Origin of the sequence: Nocardia sp. NPDC052112 (genome assembly GCF_040680135.1) — a bacterium.
Classification (GTDB): domain Bacteria; phylum Actinomycetota; class Actinomycetes; order Mycobacteriales; family Mycobacteriaceae; genus Nocardia.
Genome location: NZ_JBFAWD010000011.1, coordinates 110880 through 129212 on the forward strand (window position 1 = coordinate 110880; position 18333 = coordinate 129212).

The window sequence follows — 18333 nt, forward strand, 5'->3', positions numbered from 1 at the left end:
AATGCGTGGCGCCTCCGCCATGCGGACCACGAGGGTTCCGGGCGGCGGGCGCTATGCCATCTCACTTGAGCACGTAGGGCGATACCGAACTTCGATGTTCGCTGATATCGAGCACCTTGCCCAGCGGCGGAAATGCGCGCTGCGGGCAATTGGCGCGTTCACAGACCCGGCAGCCCGCACCGATCGGCGTGGCCGTCGCCACGTCGAGATCGATGCCGTCGGCGTAGACGACGCGACCCGCATGCCGCAGTTCGCAGCCGAGCCCGATCGCGAAGGTCTTGCTGGCCTGGCCATATCGGGTCGCGCGGCGTTCCACGGTGCGGGCGACCCAGAGGTATTTGCGACCGTCGGGCATCTGGGCGATCTGCGTCATGATCTTGCCCGGATAGGCGAAGGTTTCATAGACATTCCACAGCGGGCAGGTGCCACCGCTAGAGGAGAAGTGGAAACCGGTGGCGGACTGACGTTTCGACATATTTCCGGCGCGGTCCACGCGCACAAAGGAGAACGGAACCCCGCGCAGCTTGGGCCGCTGCAGCGTCGAGAGGCGGTGGCAGATCGTTTCGTAACTCTGGGTGAAGAAGGCCGAGAGCCGCTCGATGTCGTAGCGGAAGTCCTCGGCGACCTCGTGAAAGTGCGTGTAGGGCAATACGGTTGCCGCGGCGAAGTAGTTGGCGAGGCCGAGCATGGCCAGTTTGCGGGTGTCCTCGGCGGCGAAATTGCCCTCTTCCACCAGCTTTTCGAGCAGATCACCGCATTCGAAGTAAGCCAGTTCGGCGGCGAGTTTGAAGGTGCGCTGGCCACCGGACAGATGCGGCGCGATCTCTAGCCGCTGGGTCTGCGGGTCGTAGCGGTGCAATACCCCCTCGCCGAGATCGATGCGCTCGATAATGTGCACATCGTGTGCGCGCAGCAGGCGGGCGATCTCGCTGTTCACATCGCCGCCGTGGAAGCGGATGCGGGCGGTGAGTTCCTCTGCGGCGGTGTCCAATTCGTGGATGTAGTTCTGCCGCTGGTAGAAGAAGTCGCGCACCTCCTCGTGGGGTTTGCTGATCGTCGCGCTGCCGGAGCCGTCGGCGAAGCGGTCCTCGGTGGCGGCGGCCAGCTGTGCGGAGGTATTGCGGTACCGGTTGTGCATATTGACCAGCGCGCGCGCCATGCTGGGATGTGCGGAGACCATATCCGCGATCTCCTGGGTATCGGCCTCGATCCCGAGTTCCTGATCCATCACGACCTCCTGGAGTTCGGCGATGAGCCGGGTGTCGTCCTGGGAGGAGAAAAAGGTTGCGTCGACGCCGAATACTTCACTGATGCGCAGCAGTACCGGTACGGTGAGCGGGCGCACATCGTGTTCGATCTGGTTGAGGTAACTCGCCGAGATCTCCAGCTTCTGGGCGAGTGAGACCTGGCTCAGCCCTCGTTCGGTCCGCAGCTGACGAAGCCGCGCCCCGACGTAAGTCTTGGCCATGCGTCCAGTTTATGGGTGGATTCGCACCCTTGCCAATGGGTAATTAGCAGCGGAGCGGAGCGATATGTCACAAGGCTGTGTTCACCCCCCGTCGGCTTCGCCTCCTTACCATCCCCGTGTGTTCACCCACCCCGTCGGCTTCGCCTCCTTACCATCCCCCTGTGTTCACCCACCCCGTCGGCTTCGCCTCGTTATCATCCCCCTGGGTTACCGTCGACTGATGTTGTTCTCGGATGTCGTGCAGGCCTCGGAGACCGTCCGTGCGACCCGGTCTCGTAAGACGAAGATCGCGACCCTGGCCGCACTGTTGTCCGCGGCCGCCCCGGATGAGCTGGCACCGGTGGTGGCCTGGCTCTCCGGTGAACTGCGGCAGGGGCGTATCGGCACCGGTTGGCGCACGCTGACAAACCTCGACTGCGAGCCGAGTGAGCTTGGGACGCTGACGGTTTCGTCGGTCGACCACACGCTGAGCGAACTGGCCACCACTTCCGGCCCCGGCTCGACGAACCGGCGCAAGGAATTGCTGCGGGGGTTGTGGACCGCCGCCACCGCCGATCAGCAGGCCTTCCTGATGCGTCTGCTCGGTGGTGAGTTGCGTCAGGGCGCACTCACCGCGATCGTCGCCGAGGCGGTCGCGGTGGCCGCGGCGGTGCCGATCGAATTGGTCCGGCGGGCGTACATGCTCTCCGGGCAGTTGCCGGTCACCGCTGTCGCGGCCCTGACCGGTGGGGCCGAGGCGCTGAGCGAATTCCGGCTCGAGGTCGGCCGTCCTATCCAACCCATGCTCGCCTCGCCCGGCGCGACCCTGGATGAGGCGATGGCCGAATTCGGTGTCGAAGTGAGCGTCGAACACAAGCTGGACGGCGCGCGCATCCAGGTGCACCGCGACGGTTCGCGGGTCTGGGTGTTCACCAGGACGCTGCGCGATATCACCGCCGGCGTGCCCGAACTGGTCGACCTGGTCGCCCGGCTCGACTGCACGAGTGTGGTGCTGGACGGAGAAACGTTGGCGCTCACCGATTCCGGACGGCCGCGTCCGTTCCAGGAGACGATGAGCCGGTTCGCCGAGGTCAGCTCGACCAGGGAATTGCTGTTGCACCCGTACTTCTTCGACTGTCTGCACCTGAACGGGGTGGATCTGCTCGACGCCCCGCTGTATGAGCGCCGCACGGCGCTGACCGAGGTGGCGGCCGCGCACAGCATCCCGGCCCTGATCCGCCCCGATGCCGAGGCGGCCGCGGAGTACTTCGACGGTGCGCTGGCCGCCGGGCACGAGGGCGTCATGGTCAAGGCGTTGACCGCGCCGTATGCCGCGGGCCGCCGCGGCCGGTCCTGGCAGAAGATCAAGCCGACGCACACCCTCGATCTGCTGGTGCTCGGTGCCGAATGGGGCTATGGCCGCCGCACCGGATATCTGTCGAATCTGCATCTCGGTGCGCGCGATGCCGAAACCGGTGAACCGGTCATGGTCGGCAAGACCTTCAAGGGCCTCACCGATGCATTGCTGCAGTGGCAGACCGCCGAATTCCCGCGGCACGAACGCACTCGCGACGAATACACCGTCTACCTCTGGCCCGAACTCGTCGTCGAAATCGCCCTCGACGGCGTCCAGGTCAGCCCGCGCTATCCGGGCGGTGTGGCGTTGCGCTTCGCCCGCGTCGTGCGCTATCGACCGGACAAGTCCGCCGCCGATGCCGACACCATCGAAACGGTCCGCGCACTCCTGCCGTAATCGATCGGTCCGCTCCGGCGCTGCTGCCTGACCTGATCGCCCCCTCAGCTGGATCAGCTCGGCGAGGAGGGCAGCCGAATCGTTATCTGGACCGCGCGGGTCTGTTCCCGGTACTTGTCCGCCTCATGGGCCAGACTGACTCCGATTCGGTCCGGTACACGCGCGGAAACGGGGACTCGGCGTTGCTCGGTGCGGCACGAAAACGATGGATGGGAGCGTGGTCGGCTATCGGTCGACCGATACGGAAGGCGGCGGTGTTCGGTGCGGTGACCTGTGTCGGGGTGGCGGCGGTCGGGATAGCGATGCCGGGAATCGCCGCGGCGGAACCGAATCCGCCCGCCGATCTCCTGCACCCCACGCATGACCCCGCCTCCGTCATGCCGACGCCGCTCGACGACCTCTTCTATACGCCGCCACCGGATTTCGAGCAGCTGGATCCCGGCACGGTGCTCGCGGCCCGTGCCATCGATGTCGGGCTGAATCCGACGCCGGTCACCGCCACCGAATTGCTGATCCGATCGACCGATGCCAAAGGCCACCCGGTGCCGGTGGTCGCCACCCTGCTCGTGCCCTTCGCACCGTGGCAAGGTTCGGGTCCCCGACCCCTCGTCGCTTACAACATGCCCATCGATTCACTCGGCAATATCTGTGCGCCGTCGCAGTACCTCAAGACAGGTGCATCGGCCGGTCTCCGCTCGATGCAGTTGCCGCTTTCGAAGAACTATGCGGTGATCGTGCCCGATCACCAGGGTCCGCGACAGGCTTACGCGGCCGGTCGCATGGCCGGACATGCCGTACTGGACTCGATACGCGCCGCCGTGCGCACACCCGAGCTGGGTCTGTCGCCCGATGCGCCCACAGTCGTCTCCGGATACTCCGGCGGCGCCATCGCCTCGGGCTGGGCGGCGCAACTGGCACCGGAATACGCGCAGGAACTGAACCTTGTCGGTGCGGTGGTCGGTGGCGTGCCCGCCGACTTCGGCATGCTGATCAATACGATGAACGGCGCGAATGCCGCCTCCGGCGTATTCCTGGCCGCAACCCTCGGTCTGGCCAGGGAGTACCCGGAAATCATGGCGCTGTTCAATGACAACGGTTGGCGGCTATCGCAATTCGCGAAGGACTTCTGCTTTCTGGACGCGGCGCTGCTCGGTGCGATCGCGCCTATCCCGGCGGAAACGCTCACCGACGTACCCCAGCCGACGCAGCTGCCGATGATCAGGGACATCCTGGCCGATAACCGCCTGGGTGCCGCCGCGCCGCGGGTGCCGGTCCTGCTGTACCACGGCATCAACGAGGTATGGGTGCCATTCGCCGGCGCCGAACGCCTCTACGACGACTGGTGCCGGTTGGGGGTCCCGGTGCGCTTCGAGGCCCACCCCGGCGAGCATGTCATCGTTGCCGAAACCGGAGTTTCGGTCGCCGATTCCTGGATCGATGCACGCTTCACGGGCGCACCCGCACCGGTCGGCTGCACGAAGGTCGTCGGGTAGTGGCCCGAGTGAGCTGATCGGAAGGCGTCCCGATCGGTGGCAACCGCATGGCAATCGGCCGTGTCGGTCGCCGACACCGGGTCCGCGCAAGACGGTGTCGCCCAACGCAATTACCGGGCACTGGCTGGCGCGTACGCCTGCTTCGCGCTGATCGTCGCCGCGGTTGTTACCGGAATTCTTTACATCGCGAAGGCATTTCTGGCCGCTGGATTCGGTCTTCATCTGTTCGGCGAATGAGGCGGGCCCATCCATCGATCGTTAGCGCCCACCGAGCTGTTCCCAGACGATTCACAGCTGGATTGTCAGCATTCTCGAGGTGATCGGAGCAGGATGATCGGTGTCGGCGAACGAAGCGGCGCCCAGTGAAAAGGCGCCTACCCTACGGCTTCCAATTCGCTCGACTCCGGCGGTTCACTGCTCGGACCGTCTACCCGCCGACCGGCGGCGCCCACCCCTCGCTCGCGCCGCCGGTCTGCAACTCCCTCATCGGGCAGCTGCGCGAGGTCCGGTCGGAGCGGAATCAGCCAGACGATCGCGGCGATGAGCGCGGCGGTGGCGAGCAGGGTGTATGAATCGCCGAGTAGGAATTGCCATAGCGTCCAACGGAATTCCCGGCCCTCGGTCTGCGGTACCTGCCAGATCAGCCCCTGCGGCAACAGTGGCAGATCCGGATCCCATGCGCCGAACCGGTCGGCCCGCAGCGGCCATGCGAATACGAACAGGTAGATGAGCGTGGGGACGGCGATCCGGACGGCGAGCGGACGGTGGCGCAGCACATGGATCGACCACAGCAGTGCCGGTGCGATCCACACCCAGTAATGGGTCCAGGAAATCGGCGAGACCAGCAGCATTACCGTGGCCGCGAGCAGTGCGCCCAGCAATTCGTCACCGCGCAGGTAGGCGATCCGCGCCGCCGCCATCCCGGCCAGTCCGAGCAGTCCGGCGCAGACGAACGAGGAGGTGGTGTCGTTCCAGGTCGTCCATTCCAGGCGGCCGAACATGCCGTTGATCGACTGATTCTGCACATAGGCGAAGCCGATGCGGTTCTGCGAGGTCGTAGTCGTGGTCCAGAACTGCAGCGCCTGGGTCGGCCGGTACCAGAAGCCGATCGCGACCGTGGCACCGAAGGTCGCGGCGGCCGTTGCGGCGGCCCGGAACTGGCGGGTGATGAGCAGGTAGACGATGAAGACCGCGGGGGTCAGTTTCAGTCCGGTCGCGATGCCGATGAGGATGCCCCGATATCGGCTCTCCTTCGGCATGGCGAGATCCGCCAGCACCAAGGCCATGAGGATCGCGCTGAGCTGACCGAAACGGAAGGTCTGCTGGACCGGCTCCAACCAGATCGCGGCGCCGGTGACCGCGATGCTCATTGCCAGCAAACCGGTGCCGCGGCGCAGTTGCTGGAGTCTGGCGGCGCTCCAGACGCTTACGAACAGCGACGCCATGGTGAGCACCGTGACACCGGTACCGATGTAGTTGATCGGGAATCTCGACAGTTCGGCACAGATCCACGCGGCGAAGACCGGATAGAGGAAGGGCAGGCCGAGCGGTCCGCGGCCGTCGTACAACAACGCGGGATTGGTCGCCGCGGCCGTACCGCCCCACATATAGACCTGGAGATCGACCTGGTGCCAGTACATCTGCCAGTTGGGCCGCAGAAATAGCAGCCAGGCGCCGATGGACAGGGAGGTGAATACGATCGCGGCACTGAGCGTGAATTTGTGCGAGACCTTGGGCGGCGTCCCCACACCGACAGCGCGCTGTTCTCCTGATTGCAGGATGACAGCCATGGAGTTGTTTTCCTTCATCAGGTCATACAGCTCGAACGGACAGCAAATCCTTAGCTAAACTAAAAGCAATTCAGCCTATCATCGCTGGCCGCTGTTGGCTGCCCATACTTTCCCCGGACTGGTGCGAACTACCCGGCGAGCACCCGCAGCAGATGTTCGACCTCGGACCGGATCGCGTCCCGTGCGGGCCGTAGGTACCTGCGTGGATCGGCAATGGTGGGGCTGTCCGCGAGTGCGGTCCGGATCGCTTCGGTAGCAACGACATTCAGTCGGGTGGCGATATTGATTTTGGTCATGCCGTGCTCGACGGCGGCGCGCAGACCCGCGTCGGATACGCCGGAGGAGCCGTGTAGCACGAGGGGGACCGGAACCTTCGCGGCCAGCCGAGCAATCAGGTCGTTATCGAGTTCGGCTGTGCGCGTTTGCATAGCGTGCGAGGAGCCGACCGCGACGGCAAGCGCGTCCACGCCGGTCGCCGCGACGAATTCCACGGCCTCGTCCGGATCGGTGCGGACGCCGGGAGTGTGGGCACCGTCCTTACCGCCGACCTCGCCGAGTTCGGCCTCGACGAAGACCTCGCGGTCGTGGCACCAGCGGACGATATCGGCAGTGGCGGAGACATTTTCGGCGTAGTCGAGGGTGGAGCCGTCGTACATGACCGAGCCGATGCCGAGGTCGACCGCGGTGCGGATGAGTTCGAACGAAGTGGCATGGTCCAGGTGCACGGCGATATCGGCGTCGCTGTCCGCGGCAATGCGCAAGCAGGCCAGGGCGATCGGGGCCGGATCGCCGTGGTAGCGCACGGTATTCTCCGAAAGTTGGAGCAGCACGGGCCGTTTCGCCGCCTCGGCAGCCTCGGCGATGGCCTCGGCATGTTCGATGGTGATCACATTGAAGGCGCCGAGACCGCCCTGGCGGGCGGTCGCGATCAGATCCGCGACGGGTCGCGAGGTCATGGGGAGGTCTCCTGCGGGGTGGATAGTCGTTCGATGATCACCGTGGGTGCGATCTGGGTGCGCACGCGACGGTCGATTTCACCGGCGACCGGTATGACAACCGCGGCGGCGGAGGTGGCGACGGCGTCGACCAGGACCGCGGGCCAGTCCGGGGTGCCGGCCGAATCCGACAGTGCCGCGATCACAGCGGCGGTCGCGGAATCGCCGGCGCCGGTGGGATTTCCGGCGAGCGGTTCGGGTAGCGCCGCCGCCCATGCCCCCTCGGCGGTGACCACGACCATGCCTTCGGCGCCGCGGGTGGCGATGACGGCGCGCACCCCGCGTTCGATGAGCGGCCGTGCGGCCGTGGCGACTTCGTCCGGGGTCACCGGGACGCGTCCGGTGAGACGTTCCAGCTCTTCGGTATTCGGCATCAACACGATGCCGGGGACCTGGGCGGCCAGCCGCAATGACTCGCCGTCGACATCGCAGATGGTCGGGACACCGGCGGCGATCGCGGTTCGCGCGATTTCGGCGGGCAGGCCGTGCGGGATGCCGCCGGGCAGTGATCCGGAGATGACCAGGCCATTGATATCCGGCAGCATGCCGGATACCCGGACCGAGAGTTGTTCGGCGGCATGTGGATTCGAAACCCGGGCGCCCGGCTCCCACAGTGCCGTCGCGGTGCCGTCGCCGGATTCGCTGATCACCACCGTACGCCGGACCCAGGGCAGTGCGTGCACGAAGTCGACGGGCATCTCCAGCTCTGCGGCGGCCGCGAAGGCGTGGTCGGAGAAGCCCGTTGCCCTGGCGTACTTGCCGAGCTGATTGAGCACCCGCGTCACATTGATGCCCTTGCCGCCGATGCGCTGCTCGACCGAACGGACCCGATGGGCCTGGCCGCGCTCGAAATGCTCTACCCGGTAGGTCATGTCGTAGGCGGGATTCATTGTCACGGTGAGGATCACGTCAACAACTGTCCACGTCTGAGCACCCGGCGCAACTGTAGATTGTCATCGACTATCAGCAGGTCGGCGAAATGGTCGGTCCTGAGATCGCCCACATCAGCCAGTCCCGCCGCCGTGGCCGGTACCGAAGTGGCGGCGAGCACCGCCTCGCGCAACGGCATACCGCATGTTCGGACCGCCCAGGTCAGACAGCGCAGCAGGTGGGCGGTGCCGCCCGCGATGGACCCATTGGCTATCCGGGCCACGCCATCGGCGACGTGGACGACCTGCGGACCGAGCTGATATTCGCCGTCGGGCATGCCCGCGGCCTGCATCGCATCGGTGATCAGCGCGACCTGTCCGGGCGCGGCCGCGAAAACCAATGCGCCGAAGCCGGAGTCGACGTGCACCCCGTCGCCGATCAGCTCGACGACGACCTGACGTTGCGCCGCGGCGACGAGCGCGGCGGCCACCGGACCGGGCCTCCGGTGGTGCAATGGCGGCATGCCATTCGCCAAGTGCGTGACCAGGCCGCCGAATCCATTGGGTCGCATGGCCTGTCGGAACCGGGTGAAGTCGGTATCGCTGTGGCCGAGCGAAACCACTACACCGCTGTCGGAAAGCCGTTGGGCGACCTTGTCGAATCCCGGCAGCTCCGGGGCGAGCGTCATCACCCGCAGCTGCCCGTCGGCGGCGGCGAGCAGGCGTTCGGTCAGCTCGAGATCGGGATCGCGCAGGAATCGGGGATCCTGTGCACCACACCGGGCCGCGGCCAGGAACGGTCCCTCGACGTGGATTCCGCCGATGGTGCCGTCCGCCGCCAAGGCTCGCAGCGTCGCGACCTGCGCGACCATATCGGTCGCGGTGCCGGTGACCACGCTGGCCAGCACGGTGGTGGAGCCGTGCGTGTGATGGAACTCGGCGGCCGCGCGCGCCTCGGCACCGTCGACGGTGTCGAACCGGTGGCCGAATCCGCCGTGGTTGTGAATATCGACGAGGCCGGGCAGTACGGTGCCGGAGAATGGCGGCACGGTCGAATCCGGATGTGCGGCAACCCAGTCCGCCAGTGATAGCACCCGATCGATCCGGTCCGCGCGGATGGAAACGACACCGTCGTCGAAGTTCGATGTCGCCGATACGATCCGCCCGCGTACCTCGGAACTCATGCGAACATCCCGGCGCGAGTCATACGAGGGTGCCCTGTCTCGCGAACAGGGCCGCGCCCATGAGCCCCGCGCGGGCGCCGAATTCGCCGAGCACCACCCGCGGTGCGGGCACCACGCGCAGGCGTTCGGCAATGGTGTGGTGCAGTGGTTCGGTGAGCGCGGGCCCGGCCCCGGCCAGGCCGCCGCCCAGAATGATCAGTTCGGGGCAGGCCGCGTGGATGAGGCCGAGCAGGCCGTCGGCGAGTGCGCTGATCGCTTCGTCGACAACGGCTTTGGCATCCGAATCGTGGTCGATAATCGCGAAGACATCTGCCGCGCTGGCTGTTTCGTGTCCGGTACGCTTCGCGTAGGCGCGGGCGATGGACGCGCCCGATGCCACGGTCTCCACACAGCCGATATTGCCGCAGGGACAGCGCAATCCGTCCGCGTGCCGAACCGGGATGTGCCCGTATTCGCCGGTCTGCCCATAGGCGCTGCGCATCAGACGACCACCGACGGAAAGGGTGCCGCTGATGCCGGTGCCCAGAATGACCACGCAGACGTCGTCGTGGCCGCGCCCGGCGCCGAAACGCCATTCGGCCCAGCCCGCCACCGCGACATCGTGTTCGATCAGCACCGGCATACCCCAGCGACCGGTGAACCGATCGCCGATGTGCACATCGCGCCAACCGACATTGCTGCTGAATACCGCGATCGAACGGACCGGATCGACAATGCCCGGCAGCAGCACCGCCGCGCGCGCGACGCGATCGCGCTGGTCATCGGTCAACTCGGCGAGCAGTTGATCGCCGAGTGCCCCCATGGTTTCGAAGGCCGCCTCGCCCTGCGGTGTGGCCACCACACCCGAGGCGAGCACGGTGCCCGCGGCATCGGTGACCTCGCCCTTCATCGTGGTGCCGCCGACATCGAGGCCGAGCACCAGCAGATCGTCGGTCAACGCCGTGACCGGTCGTGGCTGTTCCGCGACCGGTCCCGGCGCTGCCGCGGCGTCCGGCATCGCCGAAGTCACCGAACCCGTGCGGTCCGCGAGATCGTCGCGGTGCACGGTGGTCGGGGGCTGTTCCGTTCCCATATCGGCACAGTAGTTCCTGGTAGCGACCGCTCACCGATCCAAGACGACGGAACGGTTCAGATTGCGTGGATGGTCCGGGTCGAGTCCTTGGTCGGCGGCGCGCAGCACACAGAGCTGATGCACGCGGACCAGATCGGCCATCGGGTCGATCTCGCGGTGTTCGAAGTGGGCGCCGGTGACGGCCACATCGGCGGCGAAATGGGGGACCAGCGGTCCGAAGGCCCAGACGGCGCGGCCGGGGGTGGAGATGCTGATCGGGCCGTGCCGGTATTCGGTCTGCAGATACGCCTCGGTCCAGGATTGGCAGGATTCGCGCAGCTTGAGGCCCGCCTCCTCGGCGATCGCGGCCGCGAAACCCATCCCGACGAAGCTGATCTGCTCGGCCCGCCGCACGGCGGCGAGTGCCGTCGCCGGATCTTCGGCGAGTATTGCCCTGGTCTGCTCGATGGCCGGACGCAGATCCGCGCCCAGATGCCAGCGCAGGATCGCCAGCGCGGTGGTGGCGAAGCGGGTCTGCACCACCGACTGCTCGTCGACCTCGTCGATCAGGATCGGATCGCCGAGGTCGAGCACCGGGGTGCCCGGACTGCTGCAGATGACGGTGCGCGGGATGTGCGCCGGAATCGCGCGCATGGCATCGACCACTTCGGTGGTGGTGCCGGAGCGGCAGATGACCAGGTAGCGGTCGTAATCGCGACCGGCGCGGACCTCGCTGGCCGGCCAGGCGTCGGTTATGCCCTGCCCCGAGCCCTCGCGCAGCGATGCGATGGCACGGGACATGAACAGGGAAGTGCCGCATCCGATGACGGCGACGCGCTCGCCCGGTTGGGGCAGTACGGCGCGGTATTCGGCGGCGGTGGTCTCGGCGCGCACCCAGTCGTCCGGCTGGGTGGCGACTTCGGCGGCCAGATGAGTCACGGGGGTGGGGTGAGCGGAGATCGGCACACCAACAGAATCAACCCATGTGATCGTTCATGTCAAATTTACGATCAAATCAGTCACATCTGATCACAATTGGGTCTAATCTTTTGGGCAGTCGATTCGTTCGCTCCATCATCGGCGGTGCGGTAGCGCCCGGAGTGAAAATTTGAAAGGTTCTGCTCGTGAAAAGACCCCTCCACGGCGTACTCGCGGGGATCGCGTTGGCGACCGGCCTCGCGCTCGCCGTCTCGTCCTGTGGTTTCGGCTCCAAGAATTCGGCCGACTCCGATACGACGATCAACTTCCTGGCTCCCACCTACAGCGACGGTGCCAATGGCACGAAGGCGCTGTGGGACCGCATCATCGACGACTTCCAGAAGCAGAACCCGGGCTACCAGGTCAACCTGCAGATGGAGTCCTGGGAGTCGATCAACGATGTGGTGAAGACCAAGCTGCAGTCCGAGTCCACCACCCCGGACCTGCTGAATATCGACGCCTACGCCAGCTTCGCCGGTGACGGCATGCTCTATCCGGTGTCCGAGGTCGTCTCCCCGAATGTGCTGTCGGATGTGCAGCCCGGCTTCGCCAAGAACGCCTCGCTCAACGGCACGCAGTACGCGATGCCGCTGTTCGCCTCCACCCGCACGCTGTTCTACAACACCGACCTCTTCGAGAAGGCCGGGGTGACCACGCCGCCGAAGACCTGGGCCGAGCTGACCGACGCCGCCAAGAAGATCCAGGCGCTCGGCGGCGGTGTCTCCGGCTACGGTCTGCCGCTGGGTAGTGAGGAATCCCAGGCCGAGACGTCGCTGTGGACCTTCGGCGCGGGCGGCAACTGGTCCGATGGCGACAAGATCACCGTGGATACCCCGCAGAACCTGGAGGGGGTCAAGGCCATGCGGGAGATTTTCGATGCCGGTGTCACCCAGCCGAATCCCGGTGCGACCAACCGCAAGGATGTCATCAATTCCTTCATCCAGGGCAAGATCGGGATGATCGCGGGCCTGCCGCCCACCATCGCCCAGATCGCCGATAAGAATCCGGGGCTGAAGTACGCCACCGCGCCCACGCCGACCAAGGACGGTACGCCCGTCACGCTGGGCGTGGCCGATCACCTGATGGCCTTCAAGAAGGACGGCAAGAAGGCGGACACGATCAAGAAGTTCCTCGACTTCTTCTACTCGGCGAATGTGTACTCGAACTTCGTCAAGAACGAGCACTTCATCCCGATCACGAGCAGTGCCACCACGGTGCTCGCCGACGACCCGGTGACCAAGGCCTTCGCGTCGACCCTGCCGGTGGCCAAGTTCTACCCGAGCAATAACCCGAAATGGGCCGCGGTGCAGGGCGCCATGCATCAGCAGATGGGCACCATCGCGCAGGGTGCGGACCCGGCTCAGGTGTTGCAGCGGATACAGGAAGCAGCGAAATAGCGTGGAGCGCACAGGTACCCGGGTACTAGCGGGGAAGAATTCGACACTGCGGGCCGTCCCCTGGATCGGACCGTCCCTGGTGCTGATCGCGGCCATTGTCGCGTTCCCGGTCGGCTATATGGTCTGGACCAGCACCCGGGACCTGAGCGCCTACGGCCAGGACCGCGGTCCCGCCGGACTGGCCAATTACCGAAACCTATTCGACATCAACGAATTGGGATCGGTATTGGTGCATACCGTGGTCTGGGTGGTCAGTGTCGTGCTGATCACCCTGGTGCTCTCGGCGGGGCTCGCGCAGTTCCTCAACAAGGATTTTCCGGGACGCACCGCGGTGCGCATGGCGATTCTGGTGCCGTGGGCGGCGTCGGTCGTGATGACGACGACCATCTTCTATTACATGCTCGATCCCGATGTCGGCATCGCCAACCGGTTCCTGGTCGATATCGGGCTGCTGGATCGGGGTTACGGTTTCACCAAACAGCCGACCCCCGCATTCCTGGTGGCGATCGGCGTCGCGGTTTTCGTCTCGATCCCGTTCACCACATACACGATTCTGGCCGGGCTGCAATCCATTCCGGCCGAGATCGATGAGGCGGGCCGGGTGGACGGCGCCAGTGCGTGGCAGCGCTATCGGTATCTCACGCTGCCGCAACTGCGTCCAGCGATCGCCGTGGCCACGATCATCAACATCATCAATGTGTTCAATTCGCTGCCCATTCTGCAGGTGATCACCGGCAGTATCGCGGGCTTCGGTGCGGATACGACAACGACATTGACGTTCAAGCTGATTCGGCAGAATCAACAGCTCGATACCGCCGCCGCCATGAGCGTGCTGAACTTCGCGCTGATCGTGGTCATCATCGCGATCTACGTGAAGGTCATCAAGCCGACCCAGCAGGTGGACGCATGACAACACAGGCCGATATTCACATCGAGGGTGTGGAACTCCCGCCGGACACCACGATTGCCGAGGTGCCGACCGGGCGAACTCGGCGCCGGCGTTGGGAACTCACCGCGGTGGGCGTGGTGCTCGCCGTCATCTTCCTGACCCCGTTCGTGGTGATGGTGCTCGGTTCGCTGAAGAGCCGCGCCGAAATCCTGCGCATTCCGCCGACCTATCTGCCCGACACCTGGCATCCGGACAACTACGCGACCATGTGGGACACGCCGGAGACGCCGCTGCCATACAACCTGGTGAGCACGATAGTCATCTCGGCCTGCGCCACCTTGTTGGTGCTCTGCGTGGCCATACCGGCCGCGTATTACACGGCGCGGCACAAGTTTCCTGGACGTGCGCTATTCCTCGCGCTGGTGCTGGTGACCCAGATGTTGCAGCCGACGGTATTGGTTACCGGCCTGATCCGGCAGTTCTTCACCCTCGGCATCAATGACACCTGGCTGGCCATGATCCTGGTGAACGCCGCATTCAACCTCTCGTTCGCAGTGTGGATCCTGCACAGCTTCTTCGCCGCGATTCCGGTGGAGATCGAGGAGGCCGCGCAGCTCGACGGTCTGAGTCGCTGGCAGATCCTGGTCCGGGTGAGTCTGCCGCTGGTCTGGCCGGGCATCGTCACCGCGACGATTTTCGTGGTGGTGGCCTGCTGGAACGAATTCGCGGCGAGCCTGGTGGTGCTGACCACCCCGGAGAACCAGCCGCTGTCGGTGGCGCTGACCAAATTCGTCGGGCAGTACGACACGGCGTGGCAGTACGTCTTCGCGATTTCGACGGTGGGCATCGTTCCGGTGGTCATCCTGTTCGCGTTCATCGAGAAGCGCCTGGTCGCGGGGCTTACCGCGGGCAGCGTCAAGTAGTAGCCCGATAGCCGGCGGGTGGCCATGTGCCCCCGCCGTTTTCGTGTTCGCGGGTGGCTGTGTCCGTACCGTGGGGTAGGCGCTTCCGACCGGTAGCATCGAATCCGTGGCACGGCAGGATGACGAACCCAAGGAGGCTCGCAGTTACGGCGGGCTGTCCAAACAGGAGCGGGTAGCCCAGCGGCAGGCGCGACTCATCGATGCCGCGTTGGAATTATTCGGCACCCAGGGCTATGCCGCCACCTCGATCGAACGGCTGTGTGCCGTCGCGAATGTTTCGACGCGCAGTTTCTACGAGGATATGGGCAGTCGCGAGGCACTATTGATCGCGCTGGTGAACCGCATTACCGCGCATGCGGTCGAGCGGGCGCTGGACAGTATGGCGAAGACTGCCGGGCAACCGCTTTCCGCGCGGGTCATCGACGGTTTCCGGTCCTACCTGGAGGTGACCTGTGCCGATCGGCGGTCGGCGCGGGTGGTCTATGTCGAAGTGGTCGGGGTCAGTGCGGCGGTGGAAGATTGGCGCGGGCAGCAGCGGCGTCTACTCTCATCGTTGCTGATCAGCGAGGCGGAGCGGGCCGTCGAGCGGGGCGAGACCAAGAGACGGCGGTTCGATCTGTTCGCGCTCGCGGTAATCGGTGCGGTGAATTCACTGGCCCAGGAGTTGGTGCGGACCACGCATCCCGATGCCGAGGTGTCACTGGATGAAATATGCGAGGAGATCGCGTATTTCGTGAATTCCGGACTTGCGTTGAACTGATTCGCGATTCCGTCGCTATCGGCGGCTCGCCGTGGGTTAGCCCTCTTCAAGCGACGTGCCGGGTCCGATTGCGGATAGCCGTGACTGCGGGCAGGACACGAGTTGCGGTATTGCGCAGTACGATTCCGGCCCTGGTCGCCGGAATGAGCATTGCAGCCGCGGCGGCCACGCCGTTGAGTTTGGGATCGACCATGACCCGGTGCCGGGTCTCGTAGCGCTGGAACGCGGCCGCGTGGTCCTCGGGGGCGGCGGCCAGTTCCTCCGCCAACGTGTACGCGCCGGCGATCGCGAGGGTGGAACCGTCGCCGAACAGTGAAACGCAGGAGGCGGCGTCACCGAGCAGGGCGATGCGTCCGTCCGACCAGCGCGGCAGCTCGCCCTTGCTGACGGAGTCGAAGAACAGGTCGTCGGTGTCGCGGACGCGGTCCAGCAATTCGGGGATCCGCCAGCCCTGCTCGGCGAAGGCCTTGATGACCAGGCGCTTGTGCAGTTCGGTAGCACGGTGGTCGAAACCGGGTACGCCCTTGTGTCGGAACATGAATGCCGCGAGAGCGCCGCCTTTCGTCGGGTGCACCGACAGTGCCCGTCCCGGAGTGTTGTAGATCAGGACCTCGCGCTCGCTGCCGAATGGTTTGTCGATCCGGATGGTGGCGATGTAGATGCCCATATGTCGGACGAATTCGGATTCCTCGCCGAAGGTCAAGCGGCGCACCGCGGAATGCAGGCCATCGGCGCCGATCACGAAGTCGAAGCGTCGGGGTCGGGCGTATTCGAAGGTGACGTCGACGCCCTCGGTGTGCTGGGTGAGGCCGGTAATGGTATCGCCCCAGCGGAATTCGGCAGTGTCGCGGCTCGCGTCGAGCAGGATCGCGGCGAGATCGGCCCGGGGGACCTCGACTTCGCGGTCGCCCGCCGATCCCTGGAAGGCCCTCAGGTCGACCCGAGCGACGCGGCGGCCGCGTGCATCGACGAAATTCATCTGGGACACAGCGGAATTCGCGTCGCGCAGCCGCGGCAGGATGCCCATGCGCTCGACCACATCGATGGCGGGTCCCTTGACGTCGACCGGATTTCCGCTGGAGCGTTGACCCTTCGCCCGCTCGACCACCGTGACCCGGAAGCCACGGTCGGCCAGCCAGTACGCCAGGGTCGAGCCGCCGACGCCCGCGCCCGAGATCAGCACCGTCTTGTTCATCGCAACACCTTTCGGCTATGTGGACGAATTTCGTCCGGTTAGCCGAAGGGTACAGTAAACGGAAGGATTTCGTCCACTTAGTCTTGGAGGTGAGGGCGTCGACCGGTCCGAAGAGGGCGGATGCCAGGAGCAATCGGGATCAGATCATTGCCGCGACCCTGGTGACCTTCCGCGAGCGCGGTGTCGATGTGCCGATGAAAGAGATCGCCGATCGGGCGGGTGTGGGGGTCGGCACGCTGTATCGGCACTTCCCGGACCGGGATGCGTTGATCGCGGAGACCGCACAGTCCTACCTTGCGGATCTCGCGCAATTGGCGGCGACCGCGTTGGTACAGGAAGATGCGGCGTGGCCTGCGCTTTCCCGGTTTCTGCACGAATGTGCGCAGCGGCGGGTCGGGGCCCTGGCCTCGGCGATCGAGCCGAATCTGCATGCCGAGATTCAGGCCGATCCGCGGTTGCGCGAGGTGCGTGGCCGGATTGTCGAGTTGGTCTCGCGGATGACCAGGCAGGCGCAGCATGCGGGTGCCATGCGCGCCGATATCGAACCAGGGGAGGTGGCCGGGCTGATGACTTTGCAGATATATACCCGGGCCGGTGAATCGTATCCGGAGGCGGTGCGTCGGGTGGTCGAGATCGTGCTCGATGGGTTGCGGGCGCGGTGATGCGGATGCCCGGCTTGGCAATGCGGCGACCGAATCTCTACGGTCTGCACGTGCCTGTGGTCCTATTGTTTGCGTGCATGGAAAAACGGCAGGTCGCCCGCCTGGCCGGGAAGGTGTGAGATGACCGGACCGGTGGACCGGCCGCAGCGATGGAACAGACTGCTGGAATTGCTCGCCGAATCCGGGCGGCTATCGGTAGAGCAGGCCGCCGAACGCCTCGGGGTTTCCCCGGCGACGGTGCGCCGCGACTTCACCGCACTCGCCGAACAGCAGCTGGCGACCAGAACGCACGGCGGTGTGGTCGCGACTTCGGTCGCCTACGACCTGCCCGCGCGCTACCGGCAGGGTGCGGATGAGCCGAAGCAGCGGATAGCCGAACATGCCGCGGGACTTATCGAACCAAGCGCGGTAATCGGAATGAACGGTGGCACAACGACAACCGCCGTAGCACGGGCATTGGCCGGACGAACCGATCTGGCCAATGCGGCCGGCGACCCACTGACCATCGTCACCAACGCGCTCAATATCGCGGGCGAAATGGTCCTGCGGCCACATATGCGCACCATCGTGCTGGGTGGCGTGGCGCGCCGGGAGTCCTATGAGCTGCACGGACCGCTGGCCGAGCGGGCATTGGCCGAATTGCGTTTGGACGCATTGATTCTCGGAGTGAACGCCATCTCCGCCGAGGGCGGAGCCCAGTGTCGGCATATCGACGAGGCCGGGGTGACCACCGAGATGGTGCGACGTTCCGGTCACGTAATGGTCGTCGCCACCGCCGACAAGCTGGAGCGCTCCGCATTGGCACGGATTTGCGGGATCGACCAGGTCGATGTGCTGGTAACGGATTCGGACGCGGACCCAGCCGCGGTGGCGACAATCCGAGCCGCCGGGGTCCGGGTCGACGTGGTCTGATCCGGGCAGGCTGGCGCGTCGACGGCATTGCGCCG

At 65.6% G+C, this 18333-nt stretch carries 17 protein-coding genes; 9 read left to right on the forward strand and 8 right to left on the reverse strand.

All coding sequences use genetic code 11. The features are described from left to right. Window positions 1-61: 61 nt before the first annotated feature. Window positions 62-1468, reverse strand: a complete 1407-nt coding sequence (gene ramB / locus AB0L58_RS22325) for an acetate metabolism transcriptional regulator RamB (RefSeq protein ID WP_364389387.1) — start codon at window positions 1466-1468, stop codon at window positions 62-64. 220 nt (window positions 1469-1688) lie between these two features. Between ramB and AB0L58_RS22330 the strand changes: the two genes are divergently transcribed. The 3 genes from AB0L58_RS22330 (at window position 1689) to AB0L58_RS22340 (ending at window position 4930) form a co-directional block, all read left to right on the forward strand. Next, window positions 1689-3200, forward strand: a complete 1512-nt coding sequence (locus AB0L58_RS22330) for an ATP-dependent DNA ligase (RefSeq protein ID WP_364389389.1) — start codon at window positions 1689-1691, stop codon at window positions 3198-3200. 254 nt (window positions 3201-3454) lie between these two features. Next, window positions 3455-4693: a lipase family protein gene (locus tag AB0L58_RS22335; protein ID WP_364389390.1), complete on the forward strand. Its 1239-nt coding sequence runs from the start codon at window positions 3455-3457 to the stop codon at window positions 4691-4693. 36 nt (window positions 4694-4729) lie between these two features. Next, window positions 4730-4930 carry a hypothetical protein gene (locus tag AB0L58_RS22340; protein ID WP_364389391.1) on the forward strand — a complete coding sequence of 67 codons (201 nt, stop codon included), beginning with the start codon at window positions 4730-4732 and terminating at the stop codon, window positions 4928-4930. 137 nt (window positions 4931-5067) lie between these two features. Here AB0L58_RS22340 and AB0L58_RS22345 read toward each other — a convergent pair whose 3' ends face one another. From AB0L58_RS22345 to AB0L58_RS22370, 6 genes are all read right to left on the reverse strand, one after another. Beyond that, window positions 5068-6483, reverse strand: coding sequence for a glycosyltransferase 87 family protein (locus AB0L58_RS22345; RefSeq protein ID WP_364389393.1), 1416 nt, complete (start codon window positions 6481-6483; stop codon window positions 5068-5070). Between the two features lie 128 nt (window positions 6484-6611). Next, entirely contained in the window at window positions 6612-7439 is an 828-nt protein-coding gene (locus AB0L58_RS22350) for a class II fructose-bisphosphate aldolase (RefSeq protein ID WP_364389394.1), read from the reverse strand. Beyond that, a complete protein-coding gene (locus AB0L58_RS22355; RefSeq protein ID WP_364389395.1) occupies window positions 7436-8386 on the reverse strand; it encodes a 1-phosphofructokinase family hexose kinase in 951 nt (316 codons plus the stop codon). The genes AB0L58_RS22350 and AB0L58_RS22355 overlap by 4 nt, the downstream gene beginning before the upstream one ends. Continuing rightward, window positions 8383-9531, reverse strand: coding sequence for an amidohydrolase family protein (locus AB0L58_RS22360; protein ID WP_364389396.1), 1149 nt, complete (start codon window positions 9529-9531; stop codon window positions 8383-8385). Before AB0L58_RS22360 ends, AB0L58_RS22355 begins: the two co-directional genes overlap by 4 nt. 19 nt (window positions 9532-9550) lie before the next feature. Then, a complete protein-coding gene (locus AB0L58_RS22365; RefSeq protein ID WP_364389398.1) occupies window positions 9551-10603 on the reverse strand; it encodes an ROK family protein in 1053 nt (350 codons plus the stop codon). 30 nt (window positions 10604-10633) lie between these two features. Beyond that, window positions 10634-11548 carry a sugar isomerase gene (locus AB0L58_RS22370; RefSeq protein WP_364389399.1) on the reverse strand — a complete coding sequence of 305 codons (915 nt, stop codon included), beginning with the start codon at window positions 11546-11548 and terminating at the stop codon, window positions 10634-10636. 158 nt (window positions 11549-11706) lie between these two features. Between AB0L58_RS22370 and AB0L58_RS22375 the strand changes: the two genes are divergently transcribed. The 4 genes from AB0L58_RS22375 (at window position 11707) to AB0L58_RS22390 (ending at window position 15529) form a co-directional block, all read left to right on the forward strand. Then, window positions 11707-12957, forward strand: a complete 1251-nt coding sequence (locus tag AB0L58_RS22375) for an extracellular solute-binding protein (protein ID WP_364389401.1) — start codon at window positions 11707-11709, stop codon at window positions 12955-12957. Window position 12958: 1 nt separating this feature from the next. Then, on the forward strand, window positions 12959-13867 hold the full coding sequence (locus AB0L58_RS22380; RefSeq protein ID WP_364389402.1) for a sugar ABC transporter permease: 909 nt from the start codon (window positions 12959-12961) through the stop codon (window positions 13865-13867). Beyond that, window positions 13864-14769, forward strand: a complete 906-nt coding sequence (locus AB0L58_RS22385; protein WP_364389403.1) for a carbohydrate ABC transporter permease — start codon at window positions 13864-13866, stop codon at window positions 14767-14769. The genes AB0L58_RS22380 and AB0L58_RS22385 overlap by 4 nt, the downstream gene beginning before the upstream one ends. A 106-nt stretch (window positions 14770-14875) precedes the next feature. Further along, entirely contained in the window at window positions 14876-15529 is a 654-nt protein-coding gene (locus AB0L58_RS22390) for a TetR/AcrR family transcriptional regulator (RefSeq protein WP_364389405.1), read from the forward strand. Between the two features lie 46 nt (window positions 15530-15575). Here AB0L58_RS22390 and AB0L58_RS22395 read toward each other — a convergent pair whose 3' ends face one another. After that, on the reverse strand, window positions 15576-16724 hold the full coding sequence (locus AB0L58_RS22395; RefSeq protein ID WP_364389407.1) for an FAD-dependent monooxygenase: 1149 nt from the start codon (window positions 16722-16724) through the stop codon (window positions 15576-15578). An 89-nt stretch (window positions 16725-16813) separates the two neighbouring features. Between AB0L58_RS22395 and AB0L58_RS22400 the strand changes: the two genes are divergently transcribed. Together AB0L58_RS22400 and AB0L58_RS22405 are read left to right on the forward strand one after the other, a co-directional pair. Beyond that, window positions 16814-17386 (forward strand): helix-turn-helix domain-containing protein, encoded by a 573-nt coding sequence (locus AB0L58_RS22400; RefSeq protein WP_364389409.1) that lies wholly within the window; start codon window positions 16814-16816, stop codon window positions 17384-17386. A 120-nt stretch (window positions 17387-17506) separates the two neighbouring features. Next, on the forward strand, window positions 17507-18298 hold the full coding sequence (locus AB0L58_RS22405) for a DeoR/GlpR family DNA-binding transcription regulator (protein ID WP_364389411.1): 792 nt from the start codon (window positions 17507-17509) through the stop codon (window positions 18296-18298). Window positions 18299-18333: the final 35 nt, after the last annotated feature.